The sequence below is a fragment of the Croceibacterium selenioxidans genome, assembly GCF_018599195.1.
Taxonomy (GTDB): Bacteria; Pseudomonadota; Alphaproteobacteria; order Sphingomonadales; family Sphingomonadaceae; genus Croceibacterium_A; species Croceibacterium_A selenioxidans.
In genome coordinates, this window is sequence record NZ_JAHFVK010000002.1 from 241,188 (window position 1) to 257,047 (window position 15,860).

Genomic DNA, 15,860 nt, shown 5'->3' on the forward strand with positions numbered 1-15,860 from the left:
GTTCGGCACCAGAATGACAGCAGCTGCAGCTGCAAAATAGTGGCCACATTCGCTTGAAAAAATATAGTTGCCAGTCGAACGCTTTGAGCTTGCATATCACCCCGCCGACCGGTTCAATCCGGCGGAGAGGATCGCATGAAGACGGCAGACAAAATCTATACTGCCTCGACAAGTGAGGATGCCGCAAACGCTCGGCTTGCCGACCGGCTCGCGCGCCGCATTGAGGACGACATCGTCTCGAACAATGTTCCCGCCGGTGGCGCCATGGGTTCGCTCCGCGAACTGTCCGAACGCTATTCCGTCGGACGAGCGGCCGTTCGCGAAGGTGTAGCGCTGCTGGAACGCAGGGGGCTAGGTCGATTGCGCCCTGGCCCGTGTGGCGGCTTCATCGTAGCTCAACCGGACGTCGACACAATTGCGACCGAACTGACCAATTACTTCCGCGCGATCAGTGTGACTAGCGACAGTCTGCTCGATGCCCGCGAAGCGGTTGACCTGATGGCCGCTAGCCTCGCCGCTTCGGAATATCAGCGAGCGGCCCCAAGCCACTTGCTCACTTCGCTCGAAGATGCGGAAGGCCTGCAGTGGCATTTGCGGGTCCGGTGCACGCTGGCGCAAATGAGCGGCGAACCGGTAGTGCAGTTGTTCGTCACCTGCCTAAACGACCTCACCTTGGAGTTTGCCGGGTTTCCCGCCGCAGGCGCTTGGCGGGACTCGGCAACGCGTCATGTGACGCTCTTGGACGAGGCGCTCATGCTTGGGGAGGCGGACACCGCGATGGTGCACGCGCAATCGCTCAATCGGGACCTTGCCCGGTATTTGCGCGATGACGAGGGCCAGCTTGCGCGGCCGGTGATCGAAGCCGGCCGTCAGGACGATGACCGCACGCTTGCGATCTTGGTTGCTCGACGGCTGGCGGCCGATATCTCAAGGAATGGCAGGGCGGGTGAACGGCTGGGTTCCGAATGGGACTTGTGCGAACGTTACAGCGTCAGTCGCGCAACTCTGCGCCAGGCGATCCGTCAATTACAAGACAGCGGCCTCGTCGAATGCCGTCGCGGCAGGGGTAACGGACTGGTGGTCCGAGATCTTCGCGGCACCGGCGGCATCCGGCTCATGCTGGCATTCCTCATCAGCCATCAGATGGATCCCAAGGCCGCCGGGACTATTCTGTTTCAGCTCAATCGCTTCATACCGGCCTTGGCCGTGCACCGCGCGGGGCCAGCTCAACGTGCACAACTCCGAGAGCTTCTGACGCGCGCCCAGCGCAAGGATCCGATCGATCGATATGACTTGCTGCGCCTCGTCCAACACGTTTCCCACCTGGCCGAAAGCCCGATCATCGATCTCTTCTCGCGCTGCCTGGCCGCCTACGAGGCGCGCTTCCATCCGTTCCTGGCGGAGCGTCTGCCGGTAAGCATCCAGACCGACTACTTCGATCTGCTAAGCATGCTGCTCGACCGGCCGGACCCTCACGACGAGGCCTGGCTCGAATGGGCCAAGGGCGAGTCTTCGCAGGTTATGCTGGCGATGAGCCGAAACCGGCCAATCTAGGGCTCCTCGCCTTCAGGCGGGGCTGCCCTGTGTCTCTGCCTCTGGATCATAGAGATCCTTCTGCAGATGGCGTGCCGCCAGCAGGTAATGCAGCGCGGCCCAGAGGAACATGACCAGCAGACCGATCAGCGAATACCGCAAACCATCGGTCGATGCAGCGAGGCAAGCTGCATCGAGAGCCGTGCCCACTCCATCGCTCCCGCGCCCACCTGGGCAACTGGCAAGGAAATCCCCTCCTTCAAAGAAGCGCGCGGCAAGAAAGTCGCTCGAAATTCCGGCTACAGTGGGTCCAAGCCCGGCCCCAAGTATTCCGATGGCCAGCGCCGTGACGGCCGACGTGGTCGCCCGCATTCTTGGGCCCGCCATATTCTGTGTCGTCGCCATGGTCGGGGCCATGAAGCTCGCGAGAGCCAGATTGCCGAAGAAGATGAAGGCGAGGGAAACGTGGATCTCCCGACTGATGAAGGCGCCAAAGTAGATCGGAACGCAAACAAGCAGCGCCAATGCAGGTCCCCACATGGCCCAGCGCAAGTCACGTTTTCCCAGCGCGTCGAAACCGAATCCGCCGAGAAGCATCCCGAGCCCGTTGGAGAAAAAGCTCACCAGACCGAACATCACGCCAAGCGTCGCCAATGGCACTGCGAAGCCGCGCAGGTAGAACGGAAGCACGAAATTGGCGATCGCGTTCATCGTAAAACTGGCGATGACAAAGCCAGCCAAGAGGTGGCGAAATGCCAGCTTTCGAAAAAGGTAGCGCAGGACTTCCGCCAGCGAAGGGGCCGGCGCGGAGGTTCGCTTTGACGGACCCTCGGCAAGCCCTCGTGGGGGCTCTCGCAGAGTGAACAATACCAGCGCCGCCACTAGAACTCCCGGTATGCCCAGAATGTAGAAGGCGCTTCTCCAGCCCCACTCGCTCGCGACGATGCCACCCACCGACTGCCCCAGAAGAAAGCCTAGGGGAGAGCCGAGCAGGATGAGCGAGAACACCGACCCCCTCTGACCGGGACGGAAGTGGTCGGAGACCAGCGAATTCGTGATCGGTTGGGCTCCCGCCTCGCCTACGCCAACGCCGACTCTACCTAGGAGCAGCGTGACGAAGTTGGTCGCAAATCCGCAGGCCACCGTCATTGCCGACCAGACTGCAATGCAGGCAGCAAGAAGCCGGGTTCGCGTAACGCGCTCGGCCATCAGCCCCAGCGGCACACCCAGAACCGAATAGAGTATGGCAAAGCCAAGTCCCTGCAGAATTCCCAGATCGGTGTCGGTGAGCTGTAGATCTTCCTTGATCGGCTGGGCCAACACCGAAAGAATCGCGCGATCGGCGAAATTGAAGATCGCCACCAGCAACAAGACGAACACGACCCAACGCTTGTAGCCGGCCCTCAGCAACGGATGCAGTTCGGCTTCCGCACCGCCCGCGTTCTCGACTGATCCTACGACTGACATCCCAAGGTCCCCCACTCGCGAACGCGCACTCCATCCCGAGGAGTGCGGATCGTCTGGACAAGCTTCGCGGCGGGAGCCGCCCGATTAGCTGGCTGCCTGCTCGAACTGAGCGTGCGGCACGAAAGTCACGTTGTGCGCCTGCAATCGAGGCAACACTTCCTCGCCGATCCTCCGGATCTGATTGAGATACATGTCATGCGGAATGTCTCCGCGATTGCACACTAGCAGGACATTGTTGGCTCCTGCATCGTCGCACTCTGCGATGATCCGCTCGACGATTTCGTCCGCGGTGCCGAGCGGCATGTTCTCGGCGGCGGCGCGAACCGTGTCCATGCTCCACTCGTTGAACACGGTGTCATCCTCGGCCAGCGTTCCCTTCGCACCGTTGCGCAAGTGCTCGAACGCCGTGCTGCTGTAATAGCCCTTCTTCTTCACATCCTCCTGCCAGACCTGATCATAGCGCAGCAGGGTGTTGAACAGGTACATCAGGTGCGAGCCATATTCGTCCACCGCCTGTTCTTTAGAATCGGCGACATAGCAATCGACCATGATGCTTATCTTGTTCGGATCGACCTTGCGGCCGTAACGAGCCTGACACTCCGCAAAATAGCGGATGGTATCCTCGCGCATCGGTCCGGGGAATACACCGGGTGTGATCGCCGCGTCGTGCGCCGCCGCCCATTCGATGGATTCCTTCGAACCCGTGAGGGGCACCCAGATGGGCGGATAGGGTTCCTGGACCGGGCGGGGCCAGATTGAGACGTCGTCGAACTTGTAGAACTCGCCATCAAACGAAAAGCTGTCCTCGGTCCAGGCGCGGCGCATCACTTCGAACGCTTCGTTGAAACGACCCCGGGACTCGCTCATCGGAACGTTGAAGATCTTGTATTCACGGGGAGCGCCACGACCCACGCCGCAGATGAACCGGCCGCCGGTCATGCAATCGAGCATGGCAATTTCTTCCGCCAGGCGCAGGGGTTCGTGAATCGGCAACAAGTTGGCGTAAACCAGGATCTTGATCCGCTCGGTCAGCTGCGAGAGGGCCGCAGCCATGAGGTTGGGAGAATTGCCGAGCCCAAACGGAGTGCCGTGGTGCTCGTTGATGGCTACGCCATCAAACCCGTATCTCTCTAATTCTTGCCAAGCCTCTGCGTGATTCTTATATGTATCAACTGCAGTTTTTGCATTAAAATGCTTCTTACCTAGACGAATCATTTTTCCGTTTTCGCGGAATTTATCCACGTTTTCGGAATACGCCGTCCAGTCAAATACAAAAACCTGCATCTTTATTCTCCGAAACTACTTGAGCGCTTTTCCTTGACTACCTATTACATCCAAACAACAAGTGGTTTGGGAAGGAAGGTATAATGGCGAAAACTTTTGTAGCCCTGGTCGAACGCACCGCAATGTGGGACCATTCGAAACAGGCGCACGAGCAGGACGGCTTTGCCGACCACGCTGCCTACATGGGCGGCTTGGAACAGGAGGGGTTCATCGCGATGGCGGGGCTGCTGGCCCAGTCGGAAGAGGTGCTGTTCATCTTTCTCGCCAACAGTGAGGAAGAAGTCCGCCAGCGCCTCGCGCAAGATCCTTGGCAGCGCAGCGGACAGGCGAAGCTCACCCGACTTGAGGAAGCTCACTTCCGTATCGGCGCACCGGCCGGCGCCGCCCCCGGTTGAAGTCGGCCGCTCCGACCCGGCGCCCAATGTCTGGTGTGAATCCATCATGCATCGAAGACCGCGATGGTCCTCACCTCAAAGCTCTGGCGCTTAGGGGATCCCGGCTCGCTGGTCGGGTCTTCGAAAGCCGTGTGACCCGTCATCTTCCAGTCAGGATCCGCCGTGTCGCACAGGCGGAACACTAACGCTTCGTCAGGCTGCATATCGGGAAAATAGTACCATTCGTGTCGTGGGTTGTGGGCCATGTTGAGACCGGCGGGCATTCCCTGCTTGAAGCCTCCCTCGGGCTTGCCCAGCGACACTTGCAAAAAGTCGCCTCTATCAACCGTCCGGGCATCGCACAGAGCGAGCGGATAATTCTCGACTGGAATGGTCCCTCGCCAGACGTTGATGTTGACGAGCCGCTTGGCCGCAAGTTCTTCGGCTCGGTCTGGCACCAGTCGCGCGATCCACTGGCGAAGCGCTGCAGGATTGAAATCGACGTGGGCACTTAGAGCAGGCCCACCCCCTTTGGCGTCCTCCCCACCGCGCAGAATTCCCATGAAAGCAAAGACCTCGGTTGCGCCAGTGAGCTTCTGCACAAGCCGGGAAACCTCAGGATAATAGCGCTGCTCGAAATCGTCCTTGTCGGCGAAATCCACGTCTGTCGCGTGTTTGACCAGCGTAAAGCCGTGTTGATCGAACGAGGCATCGACCAGTCGGGCATTTCGCAAAAGAGCCGCATGATCTTCCATTTCGAACGAGTAGGACCCGTTCTTCTCGATCCAACCGCCATCGGCCGCGCGTTCCGAATAGCGGATAAAGCTCTCGACGTATGCGGGACGGATCGGTGAATCTGCTGTTGCGCTTTTCAAAGGCTCTCTCTCCTGCGAGCCCACGCCCATTAGGGTCGGTGCTCGATTTTCGAGGCGGACATCCCGGGAGCCGCCGCGACTTTTGCCGTTGTTTATCTGAGGAGAGTGCAGATCGCGCGAGGCCGAAAATAGTGCCCACATTGCCCCGCTTCTCACCGATCAGACCTACAGATCCTCAGGGCAAGGCTGACTCGATCATGTCCGCGGACTCCGTCACCGCGACATGTTGCAGATCGTGCGTGAAGGGCATTTCCTCGACACGCCAATCGTCGCGCTGACGCAGTCGCTCTGCGACCGGGGCGAACGTGTCGTTCTTGTATCCGGTTGCGATCACATATGTTTTTTGCGGAATTCGCTCTCGCGCGCCGGTAAGTTTTGCCTTGTCGGAAAAGCAATAAACCGATTGCGGCGTTCGACGCTCCTCATAGGACGCTCTCGCATCGGACGTCATGTGGGCGTTGAACCCCTGCAAGAGCAAGCGGGGCGGCGGCACCAGATAATCGTTCGGATCAGGCGGTAGGTGAGGCTCGCCAGGAACCAGGTCGTTCAGTGATTCACCATTTCCAGGGAGAAAGGCATCCATGTAGAGGATCGACTGAATCACCCCCTCGGGAATGAGCTCCGTCGCCTGAGAGATGGGCATGCCTCCGTAAGAGTGCCCAACCAGGAGGACGTTCTCGAGCTGCTCGTACTTGATGAGGTTGGCAACATCCTGCGCATGAAGCGAGAGGTTGACCTCCGGGCTGGTAAGATGCGCGCGCTCCCCCAAGCCGGTCAGCGTTGGGGTAAAGACTCGGTGGCCGCGATCTCGCAAGAGGTCGGCGACATTGCGCCAGCGCCAGCCGCCTACCCAGGCGCCATGGACAATGACGATCGTGCCCCGCTTTTCAGCCATTTCACTCATCCTCCAAAGTCGAATCATGCTTCTCGCGATCGCTGCTTCGCCGCGGTTCAAATCGCTCGCCTGCCGCCCGCAGGCCGCCGAAAATAGTGCCCACAATCGTGGCATCGTGCGTCAAACCGGCGCGCCCTCTTCGCGCATTTCCAGAATTCGCCGGCGATAAGGCCGTACCCCCAGCCAGTAGATCAACGACGCAATGGGGAAGGAGATCGCCGCGGAAGTGGCGATCGCGTAGCGCAATAGCATTTCGTCACCCCACACATGCTGGGTCAGGAACGCGAAATACGTCGGGCCGAGACCACCTCCTACTGCGGTCATCGTAAACAAGTAGAGCGCCGTGATTTGGCCTCGCATCTCGTTGGGGGTGACGACCTGCAGGGCCGAATTCAGCGAGGGCGCGGCCATGAGCATCAACGCCGCCCCGATCCCGTTCATCGCGAGCGCCCACCACGGCGACGGCATGAGCGGTGCTGCGATCATGAATGGCGCTGAAGCCGTGAAGCCGATCGCCAACACACGCATGTTGGCATCCGCGTAGCCCCACTTGCGGAAGAGGTCGTTCAGCCAGACTGCACCGAACAGCGCAGGCACCGCCAGAGCAAGGCTCAGGAGGCCCGTATAAATGCCGATAGTAGCCGGGTCCCAGCCGTATGTCCGTGTGTAGAAGGCCGCGCTCCAGGCGGCGGTACCGAACATGTGCATCGCGGTGAAGCAGAGCCCCACGAACATGGGACCGTATAGCCGCCAGTTCCTCGCCAGATAACGAAGGACTTCGCGCAGCGTAGCACCACGTGGCTTGATGCCCATCACGGCCTCGATACTCAGCCCGCGACGTTTCGGTTCTCTGATGGTGGCCACCAGCAGCAGGACGGGGATTCCGGATAAACCCGTCAGAATGAAAACGACTTGCCAGTCGCGCAAAGTGCCAAGCAGTGGAACCTCGATGGGCGGGATGCCGGCCATGAGATGGATGAACAGCGCCCCAAGCAGCAAGGAGGCGGCGGTGCCCCCCTGGAAGCCGACGTTGTAGATGGCAATTGCGCGTGGAAGCTTCTCAGGGGGAAAATAGTCGGCCATCAGCGAGTAGGACAAAGGTCCGCTGATCGACTCCCCGGCTCCGATGCCGAAGCGCGCAGCAAAAAAGTGCCAGAAATTCTGCGCCACCCCGCAAGCCGCGACCGCCAGGCTCCAGACCGAAACCGAGACGGCCATGAGGGTTTTTCGATTGTTGCGATCGACGAGCCGGGCGGCGGGGATGCCGATGAGCACGTAAAAGAGTGAGACGGAGAATCCGAGCAGATAGCTCATTTCCATATCGGTGAGCTGCAGGTCGCGCTTCACAGGCTCGACGAGCAACGACATCACGCCGTTGTTGAGCTGTGCGCACATCTGCACCGCGGCCAGGACCCAGGCCACGTAGTAGGCATGGCTCAAATCGGGCCATGGCTCATCCTGATAGAGCGGCTTTCGGATGTCGCTCTCCGGACTGTCGAGCGGCGCCGCGGCTGCGATGTCAGTCACCGGATCATTCTCCTTGCACTCGCCGATCGACATAGGGACCCAGGGAGCCGCCAGGCTTGCTAGCTCCGCTCCAATGCTCCGAGATCAGGCCGTCGGTTATTCGGAACATGTCGAAGACGGTCGTAGTGTAGGTCTTCCCCGGCCGGTGGGGATGAGAGTGCTCGCGTCCCGTCACCAGCACTACCCTGTCCTCTTGCGCGAGGACCGCGACTAGCGGCGCCTCGATTGAGGACTGCACGGGCGCGTCGCTGAGAGAGGCGATGCGCGATCGAAGCCCTTCCCTGCCCGAGCGGCCGTTGGGATCATGCTCCACGTAACTTTCGGCGAAGTACATATCGACCAGGTTTTCCCGACCGGCCTCGAACACCTCTCGCCAGGCATCGAAAACCAAGCGCTTATTGGCCGCTAGCTTCGGATCAGTGGCCTCCAGCATAGCCAACTGGGCTGCCCCTCGGGCGCCGGTGACGAGTTGGGGCCCACCTTGGTCCGGTGGGAGCACGCCCGGGCCGGGTTCGGCCGCTACTGAATGCCAGTGCTCAGCCAGCCGGCCATCTTCGACCCTGAAGAGGTTGAAGTGCGTGGTGGTGTAAAGTCCATCGCCTCTCGGTTCCGGAAGCTCTTCGCGCAGAGCCATGACCACCAGATCGCCTTGCGCCACCATGCTTACGATTGGGGGCGAGACAAGCTTTGGCACATCCCGCCGCTCGACCGCCGAAAATATCTGCTTGAAGGCCGCACGCCCTGTCGGAAGCACCGGGCTGTGCTGAATGTAGCTTTCCAACAGAAGCTGGTCGGCGGCCTCCACATGTCCGGCATTGACCACGTTGCGCCACATGTCGAACACCAGCCGTTTGTTGGCGGCAAGCACGGGATCGGGATCGTCAAGTAAGGCGAGCGGGTCAGGATGACCTGCGACCTCCGCCGGAGGTTCTCCGGCGGAGGTCGCATCGGCTGAAGTGCCGCCGAGCATTAGCAAGCAGGCGATCGCAGTGCCGACGCGCATGGCCATTCTCAACTCACGCCTCGCCCGTCACATTCTTCGCTTCCCTCGGAACGGGATAGCATCGCTTGCCTCCTGCAGGCCGTAGGCTCAGAACCGCTTGCCCACTTGAAGCTGAAACACGCGGCCGAGCGGGCTTCCGTAAGTGGGGTCAAAGCGAATGGCCGTGCCCGCCAGACCCGCCTGGTTGACGACCAGCGGCGGATCGGCGTCGAACAGGTTCTGGATGCTCAGGATCACGGTGAAATTGTCGGTCAGCCAGGAACCTCGATCGTCTCCCGTGTCGAAGCCCAGTGTCAGGTCAAACGTGGTGTAAGAATCGATCTTCGAATAGCGCTCGTCCACGCCGATCGGGAGTTGATCCGGGTCGATTTCGTAAGCATTGCGAAAGTTCACGAAGGCGTTTGCGAAGACCCGCCCAATGGCGAAATCACGCTCCCATCCCACCTGGCCACGGGCCTGGAAGGTCAATGGGAAGCCCAGTTGGTTGACCTCCTCGACCAACGGCGCGCCAGGCAGTGGCGAAACCTTCCAGCCAAGCGTGTACGTTGCCACTGCACCCAGATTCCAGGTGCCGACATCGCTATCGAACGTGTAGCCGAGATTGAAGTCGAAGCCGTCGCCCACTGTCTTGCCGGCGTTGATCCGGCGTCCGCTGACAAGCGCGAGCACGTTGCTAGCAGGTGTCGGTGGCCCAAACAGGCCGCCCGTCTCGCCCCCGGTGTTATAGCAGGCAATCATGGAGTCGTAGAGCGCCTGCGTGGTAACCTGCTGCCCGAGAACGGCGGCGCAGGCCGGATTATCCGCCTTAATTGTGGGAAAGTTTCCGAAGAACGCTACCGGATTGTTGGCCGCAAGCTCGGGAAACAGTGCCGGATTATAGATTATCTGCGAATTGTAGATCTGCTGGTTGATGGCATTCACGCTGCCCACGTTGAAGGCGGGCGTGGAAACCTGCCCCTCGTAACTGATCCACCAGTACTTTGCCGAAACCACTAGCCCCGGCACTGAAGCGGGCGTCCAGTCGGCACCAAGCGCGTAAGTCTCGGAGGTCTCCGGCTCCAGATCGCGGTTGGCTCCCCCGATCGGTTGGTAGATCGCCCCGAACGGTACGCTCTGGCACGCGGCACAGACGTCCGACTTGATTTGCGTGCCCGAAACCATGATCGGGATGACGCCGGTCTGCGAAAACGGATCGTTGTCAGCAAGGCCCGGCGCTCGGAAAGAGGTCCCCCAGCTTCCGAAAAGCTTGAGATCTTCGATCGGCCACCAGTTCACACCGATGCGCGGGTTGGTCGTCGAACCCGCGTCGCTGTAATCGTCGTAGCGCAACGAACCGTTGACCGTGAGTTCGTAGATACCCGGCAGGTCGGCGTCGGGACTGACGACCGGCACCAGCAGTTCGCCGAAGGCGGAAGTGATGCTGCGCGGATTGAAGTTGTTGCCGCCGAAATTGTTCTGGTTGAGCAGCGAACCTTCATACTGCTCCACCCCGACGGCCAGCTTCACCTCGCCCGCGGGCAGCGAGAAGAGCGGTCCGTCGGCGCTCGCCGAGTAGACCTGCATCTCGTACTTGGTTCGGTTAATGAGGTTCGTGGCACGCGCCAGGATTGACGCTGCAGTCGCCCGATCGGTGCATTCGAACGCGGTAGGATCGCAGAAGAAGTTGAAGGTCGAGAAATCCGGGGCAGGTGCGCCGCCGGTCTGCGTCGTGATGGACGGCGCGTCATGCGTGCCGGCGAAGGCGGAGAGCTTGATGGACCAGTCGTAAGGCAGCGTAATGTCGAAGCCGCCGCCATAAGTCCACGTTTCCGTCGTGCCGGTTCGTGACGGTGGACCGATGTCGTAGACAGTGCTGTAGGCGACGCCGATCGCACCCGTGGCGCAGGCTGCCACCAAGTCTGCAGGTCCGGTAACGACACCACCGGGATAGTGGCTGGGATTGCAGGGGCTGAATGGATTACTGTTGGGAATCCGCGGCAACTGGCCAAAGTTCGTCACGCGATTGCTGGTTGAAGAGTTGGGCCCGTTGATCGCGAATTCGCGGCGGACGTACAGCGCGTCGCCGAAGACGCGGAGCCAATCGGTAATGTTCTGCTCGAAATTGATCGACGCCCGGTCGGCCTCGACCTCAGGGATGACTTCGATCCCTGTCCAGGTGTTGAAGTAGTTCGGCGAGGCGGTGAGGTCTGACAACGTGAGAGCGGTGCCGTCCTGGCCGAACGGTATGCCGTAGTAGGCTCCATTCACGAAGACGTTGCCCGGCGCCGAGTACAGCGACGAAGGCGGACCGCCATAAGGGGAAAGGTCGTCGTTGTAGAGATCCGGCCGTGCCGAGGCCTCGAACGCGTCCTGGTCGGAATGCTGGAAAGAGGCGATGAAGCCCCCTTCGGCGCTTCCCCCTTCATCCCACCTTACTCCGGCGATGCCCGTGACGTACCAGCTTTCCTGCCCGTCATTCTTGCGATAGCCGGCGTAGGCCTCGAGCGTGTCTTCCGGGCGACGCAGGATATAGTTCACGGTGCCGGCGATGGCATCGGCTCCGTAGAGCGCGGACCCCCCATCCTGCACAACGTCGATGCGCTCGATCATCTGCGGCGGGAAGTTGTCCCCGTCGAACGAGTTCATGTTGCCACCTTCGTAGGGCACACGGTGGCCGTTCACGAGGCTGAGGGTGGCACCGACCCCGAGCCCTCGGATGTTGGGCGACTTGTTGAACGAGAACGAGTTGATTGTGTTTGCCTGCTGCGCCTGACCACCCGCGTAATTATCACCGCCGCCGAGTTTCAGGATCGAGGGAACGGTGTTGAGAATGTCAGCGGTACTCGTGAGTCCGGTTGACTGAATATCTTTCTCGTCGAGCTGCACCAAGGCGGTGCCGACAGGCGCCTCACCGGCGATGCGCGTGCCAGTGACAACGATGGTGTTCTCGGAGCCAGTCGACGCCGTGGAGCGAGCGGTTTCAGCCTCGCTTTCCGCTCGGGCATCACTGCCGTCCACCGCGGGCGCATTTTGCGCATTAGCCGGTTGGGCAAGTCCCAGAGCCGAAACACTGCCCATCAAAGCAATGGCGAGGCCGCAGCGCGGCGTGAAGGAAGTAAGTGTCATGACAAACGGCTATCCTCTCCCTGTCGACCATCAGCGATGCAGACGCCCTGGAGGCGTTCATCCTCGCCAATGGGACCCGCCCGCGATTCCCACGGTGCGCATCCCTCGTCTTGTCGGCATGAGGGTCTGGTCCATTCGCACTGGAGTAAAATAGTGCTGTGAATTCACCACGCTCGCGGCCGAGCACGTCAGGGTATGCTCGACGAGCCTTGGCGGCCGCAAAGTCGAACACCCGCCAATTAACGACACTATTTTTGAAGATCGGCTCGCTTCAATTGGCATTTTGGCATCGCGGCGCTGCGCTTGGAGGTCCCCTCGGCTGTGAGCAGGCGTTGGCCACGGGAAGGATAACCAGCGCTCGTTCGGGCGAGAAAATCAAGGGTTAGGGCGATGGACATTAATCAGTTGCACCCCCGCTTTGTGGGAGAGATCGTCGGTTTGGACACCTCGGCTCCAAACCCTGAAACCGTCGAGTTCTTTGAGCAGGCCATGGCCGAATACGCGGTCTGCGTGATCCGCGATGCCAGTCTGTCGGACGAGGATCAGATCCACTTCGCGCGCGCCTTTGGTCCACTCGAGCTGGCGCCGCCCGGACGCAAACGCATCACTGCGGGTCTCTACGACATCAGCAACCTGACCGATGATGGCGAGATCGTCCCGCCCAAACCCGACGGTGCGCAGCCGACCGACTTCGAGCTATTCCATACCGATAGCCCATTCAATTCATGGCCAACCAAGTGGTCGTTTCTGCTGGCCTATGTCACTCCACCTGAGGGTGCGGACACGCAGTATATCGACACCCGCGCGGTTTATGACGACCTATCACCGGAAATGAAGCAGCGGGTCGAGACCCTGAAGGTCGAGCACGACTTGTTTCGCGCGTTACAACGGAACGGAGTCAAGTTCGAGGATGAGGAGATGCGCAAGAACTACCCGCGCATGACCCATCCGCTGGTGCGAACCTCGGCAAACGGAAGAAGGGCTCTGTATATGGGGTGGCATGGAGTGGCCATCCCAGGAATGCCTGATGACGATGCCCATAGGTTCCTGGACGACCTCTACCAATTCGCCACGCAGGAGAAATATATCTACTCTCACAAGTGGCGGCCAGGCGACATGGTTGTGTGGGACAATCGCTGTACCATGCACAGCGCAACCTCATTCGAACGCTATCGTTACAAGCGGGATCTGCGCAGAGCGACCATCAACGAATATGGTCCAGAAGTCTCGGCCATTGAGGCCAACAGAACGGAACCCCAGCCTGCATAATAGCTAAGTTGGGGTCGCTCCGCTGTCGGCCACAGTTGTCCATCTACTGGAATGCGCCGGTACGGGGAGGTCCCGGCGCATTGCAAGCATCCCATCGCCGATCAACGGCTGTTACTGAGGGCCAAGGTTCGACTCGTGTTGGTAAGTCGCGCGACTTCGAGAGTTACCGACGCCTGGGTTTCCCGAACGCAACGCTCATGGTCGACGCCATCCTGCACGCGGCGCACTTCGGCCTTGCCGCAAATTTGCTTGGCGGCTGCTTCAATGCGCCCCTCCAGGGTGGCCATACCTTCCGGGCTGTTCAAGTTGAGGTCTGCATATTGCACTCGGATCGAGCGGGTCTCGGCCGAAGCTGGTGCGGTACTTATGGCCAACGTAAAGGTGACCAGGGCCGGTAAGATGATGTTACGCATGTCAGTCGTCCTTCTCGAGCTGAGAGACGGCCGTGGCCGCCGCATTTCCTCGGGGGCGCTTTGGTAGGAGAAGCGCTCCGTCGGCCTGTTGGGTGTAGGACGAGCGGACTTCAGGCTCCTTGGCGGTTCCGTGAAGGTTCGCTGAAGTTTTCCTGAAAGCTTGTGGCGTATTTGGACGGATTGACGTCCACTTCTGGCCTTCCGGAAGGCCCAGCTTTCTCCTCATCAAGCCAAGCGACCTATGGTAACCTCTCGCCGCCGATAGTCCGGGGGACGAACGTTTGGACGAGGTTCGACTTGGATCCCGAATGCTCCAGCCGCACCGGCAATTGCTTGTCGGCGGTCGCCGTGAGCCTCTCGGCAAGCGCGCGCTGGACGTCTTGTCGGTTCTGGCCGAAGCTCAGGGCGCAATCGTTACTAAAGACGAACTGCTCGAAGCAGTCTGGCCCGGCATCGTCGTCGAAGAGAACGCACTCCAGGTTCACATGGTAGCCGTTCGCAAGGCCCTGGGTCCCGAGGCTCATCGACTCAAGACCATCCGCAGCATTGGCTATGAGCTTGAATTAGACGCAAGCGGGTTTGCGGCGAAGTCAAACGTCGTGCCCGTGCCGCATGAGCCGCGTCTGGGCCAACACGAACATCGCATTCCAGTGATATTGCGGACGTTGGCAGCAAGCGGGAGCAGTGATCAGACCGGAGCGGCACTTGCCAACGGAATTACCGACGAGCTGATCGTCAGGCTTCGGCGAATGCCCGAACTACGGATCGGCACCGCAGATCCTGAAGGCAAGGTCGGCACAAACGTCTTCGAAAACGCCTACATCATCGACGGAACCCTACGCAGCAACGGCGACCGCCTGCGGGTGGCCGCAAGGCTGTCGAGTTCTAAGGGCGAGATTCTGTGGTCGCAGACCTTCGATCATCGGTTGGTCGACTTGTTCGACGTGCAAGAGCAAATCGCGGCGTCGATAGCTGACGCACTTAGCGTCTCCTTCGATGTGGGTGCGAATTCTGCCGAATACGGTGGTACCGATGACCCCGAAGCATTCGCTGCCTACCTGCAATTCAGGGTGCATCAGCTTCATCCAGATCAGGCCGTCCCAATGCGCTACCTCGAGCGGGCCATTTCGATCGATCCTGCCTACATCAAGGCACTGGGCGCGATGTCCACGTCTTACGGAATCCGCGCAGCCCATGCTGTGTCGAGGAAGCAGGCGCTGGAACTGCTGCTTGAGCAGGACAAGTCCACTCAACGCGCGGTCGCCGCTAACCCGAGCCTGTGGGTCGGACATGTCGCGCGCGGCTGGTACTATAACAATCGGCGAGACTTCCGCTCATGTGAGAAGAGCATGCAACTCGCCGCCCAGCTCGACAAAGGTAACGACCCTGAGTTGCCCAAGCTCCTGGCACTTTACTCCTTCAGTGTCGGACGAACAAAGAAGGGCCTCGCCTTTCTGGACTCGGCGGCTCTCATTGACCCGATATATCGGCACGATCCGGCGCTCGTCTGGGGTTTGCTGCAATCGGAACAGTATGACGAAGCTGTCGAGCTCTACGGCAGGTTGGCAGCAAGCGAGCCAGGCCGCCATCTGGCATTCGCGTCTTACGCATTCTGGGCTCAGCTCTGCCTGGGAGATGAACGGACTGCAATCCAATTTGCTCGCCAGCAAGGCATTGGTACAGGCGATGATCTTCTGGCTTTCAAAGCGGACGAGACTCTGCTCGCGATGCCTTCGGCGAAGGTCAAACAATGGGCGACCAGCCAATATGGAGACGGTGGCCATTTTCAGCTGGTCAACGCCGCTCTCTACGCTGGGTACTGTAAACACCCCGAGCTCGCGATGAACTTGATGCAGCTGGCTCTGGACAGACCCGGCAACTATGCGGTTTCTACGTTTTGGAATCCGGCCATGGCCGAAGCGCGAAAGACCGATGCCTTTGGGCGGCTTGTAACCGAACTTGGCCTGGAGACGTTGTGGCGCGAAAGCGGGGACTGGGGCGATTTCTGCCAGCCGAGAGCGGCAGGTATTCAGACCAAGTGAAGCTGAAAGCTCGGCCTGAACTACCCGACGACCTATCGAGTGTCCGCTTTCCGCCCATGGCAGCCCTAAGCGG

The 15,860-nt window shown here is 60.2% G+C and carries 12 protein-coding genes; 4 read left to right on the forward strand and 8 right to left on the reverse strand.

Translation table 11 applies throughout. The features are described 5' to 3' along the window. Positions 1 to 135 precede the first annotated feature (135 nt). Positions 136 to 1,554 (forward strand): FadR/GntR family transcriptional regulator, encoded by a 1,419-nt coding sequence (locus tag KK137_RS10000; RefSeq protein WP_214536297.1) that lies wholly within the window; start codon positions 136 to 138, stop codon positions 1,552 to 1,554. 12 nt (positions 1,555 to 1,566) lie between these two features. Here the strand turns inward: KK137_RS10000 and KK137_RS10005 are convergent, their stop codons facing one another. Together KK137_RS10005 and KK137_RS10010 are read right to left on the reverse strand one after the other, a co-directional pair. Next, positions 1,567 to 3,000, reverse strand: a complete 1,434-nt coding sequence (locus KK137_RS10005) for a spinster family MFS transporter (RefSeq protein ID WP_214536298.1) — start codon at positions 2,998 to 3,000, stop codon at positions 1,567 to 1,569. An 84-nt stretch (positions 3,001 to 3,084) separates the two neighbouring features. Next, positions 3,085 to 4,284 carry an LLM class flavin-dependent oxidoreductase gene (locus tag KK137_RS10010; protein ID WP_214536299.1) on the reverse strand — a complete coding sequence of 400 codons (1,200 nt, stop codon included), beginning with the start codon at positions 4,282 to 4,284 and terminating at the stop codon, positions 3,085 to 3,087. Between the two features lie 83 nt (positions 4,285 to 4,367). On the opposite strand from KK137_RS10010, the gene KK137_RS10015 reads away from it, so the two are divergent. After that, positions 4,368 to 4,679 carry a YciI family protein gene (locus tag KK137_RS10015; protein ID WP_214536300.1) on the forward strand — a complete coding sequence of 104 codons (312 nt, stop codon included), beginning with the start codon at positions 4,368 to 4,370 and terminating at the stop codon, positions 4,677 to 4,679. Between the two features lie 44 nt (positions 4,680 to 4,723). Here the strand turns inward: KK137_RS10015 and KK137_RS10020 are convergent, their stop codons facing one another. From KK137_RS10020 to KK137_RS10040, 5 genes are all read right to left on the reverse strand, one after another. Beyond that, a complete protein-coding gene (locus KK137_RS10020) occupies positions 4,724 to 5,533 on the reverse strand; it encodes a CmcJ/NvfI family oxidoreductase (RefSeq protein WP_214536301.1) in 810 nt (269 codons plus the stop codon). Positions 5,534 to 5,708: 175 nt separating this feature from the next. Further along, positions 5,709 to 6,542 (reverse strand): alpha/beta hydrolase, encoded by an 834-nt coding sequence (locus tag KK137_RS10025; RefSeq protein ID WP_214536302.1) that lies wholly within the window; start codon positions 6,540 to 6,542, stop codon positions 5,709 to 5,711. A 6-nt stretch (positions 6,543 to 6,548) separates the two neighbouring features. Then, positions 6,549 to 7,955, reverse strand: a complete 1,407-nt coding sequence (locus KK137_RS10030; RefSeq protein WP_214536303.1) for an MFS transporter — start codon at positions 7,953 to 7,955, stop codon at positions 6,549 to 6,551. Between the two features lie 4 nt (positions 7,956 to 7,959). Then, complete coding sequence (locus tag KK137_RS10035) at positions 7,960 to 8,964, reverse strand: nuclear transport factor 2 family protein (RefSeq protein WP_214536304.1); 1,005 nt, start codon at positions 8,962 to 8,964, stop codon at positions 7,960 to 7,962. A gap of 81 nt (positions 8,965 to 9,045) precedes the next feature. Beyond that, entirely contained in the window at positions 9,046 to 12,063 is a 3,018-nt protein-coding gene (locus tag KK137_RS10040) for a TonB-dependent receptor plug domain-containing protein (protein ID WP_214536305.1), read from the reverse strand. A 390-nt stretch (positions 12,064 to 12,453) separates the two neighbouring features. On the opposite strand from KK137_RS10040, the gene KK137_RS10045 reads away from it, so the two are divergent. Continuing rightward, a complete protein-coding gene (locus KK137_RS10045) occupies positions 12,454 to 13,332 on the forward strand; it encodes a TauD/TfdA dioxygenase family protein (RefSeq protein WP_214536306.1) in 879 nt (292 codons plus the stop codon). 101 nt (positions 13,333 to 13,433) lie between these two features. Here the strand turns inward: KK137_RS10045 and KK137_RS10050 are convergent, their stop codons facing one another. Continuing rightward, positions 13,434 to 13,745 (reverse strand): UrcA family protein, encoded by a 312-nt coding sequence (locus tag KK137_RS10050; protein WP_214536307.1) that lies wholly within the window; start codon positions 13,743 to 13,745, stop codon positions 13,434 to 13,436. 308 nt (positions 13,746 to 14,053) lie between these two features. On the opposite strand from KK137_RS10050, the gene KK137_RS10055 reads away from it, so the two are divergent. Continuing rightward, complete coding sequence (locus KK137_RS10055; RefSeq protein ID WP_214536308.1) at positions 14,054 to 15,787, forward strand: winged helix-turn-helix domain-containing protein; 1,734 nt, start codon at positions 14,054 to 14,056, stop codon at positions 15,785 to 15,787. Positions 15,788 to 15,860: the final 73 nt, after the last annotated feature.

Coding starts and splice junctions, on each gene's coding strand:
- KK137_RS10000 (WP_214536297.1), top strand. CDS start 136: ATGAAGACGGCAGACAAAATCTATACTGCCTCGACAAGTGAGGATGCC.
- KK137_RS10035 (WP_214536304.1), bottom strand. CDS start 8,964: ATGGCCATGCGCGTCGGCACTGCGATCGCCTGCTTGCTAATGCTCGGC.
- KK137_RS10045 (WP_214536306.1), top strand. CDS start 12,454: ATGGACATTAATCAGTTGCACCCCCGCTTTGTGGGAGAGATCGTCGGT.
- KK137_RS10040 (WP_214536305.1), bottom strand. CDS start 12,063: ATGACACTTACTTCCTTCACGCCGCGCTGCGGCCTCGCCATTGCTTTG.
- KK137_RS10025 (WP_214536302.1), bottom strand. CDS start 6,542: ATGCCACGATTGTGGGCACTATTTTCGGCGGCCTGCGGGCGGCAGGCG.
- KK137_RS10050 (WP_214536307.1), bottom strand. CDS start 13,745: ATGCGTAACATCATCTTACCGGCCCTGGTCACCTTTACGTTGGCCATA.
- KK137_RS10015 (WP_214536300.1), top strand. CDS start 4,368: ATGGCGAAAACTTTTGTAGCCCTGGTCGAACGCACCGCAATGTGGGAC.
- KK137_RS10005 (WP_214536298.1), bottom strand. CDS start 3,000: ATGTCAGTCGTAGGATCAGTCGAGAACGCGGGCGGTGCGGAAGCCGAA.
- KK137_RS10010 (WP_214536299.1), bottom strand. CDS start 4,284: ATGCAGGTTTTTGTATTTGACTGGACGGCGTATTCCGAAAACGTGGAT.
- KK137_RS10055 (WP_214536308.1), top strand. CDS start 14,054: ATGCTCCAGCCGCACCGGCAATTGCTTGTCGGCGGTCGCCGTGAGCCT.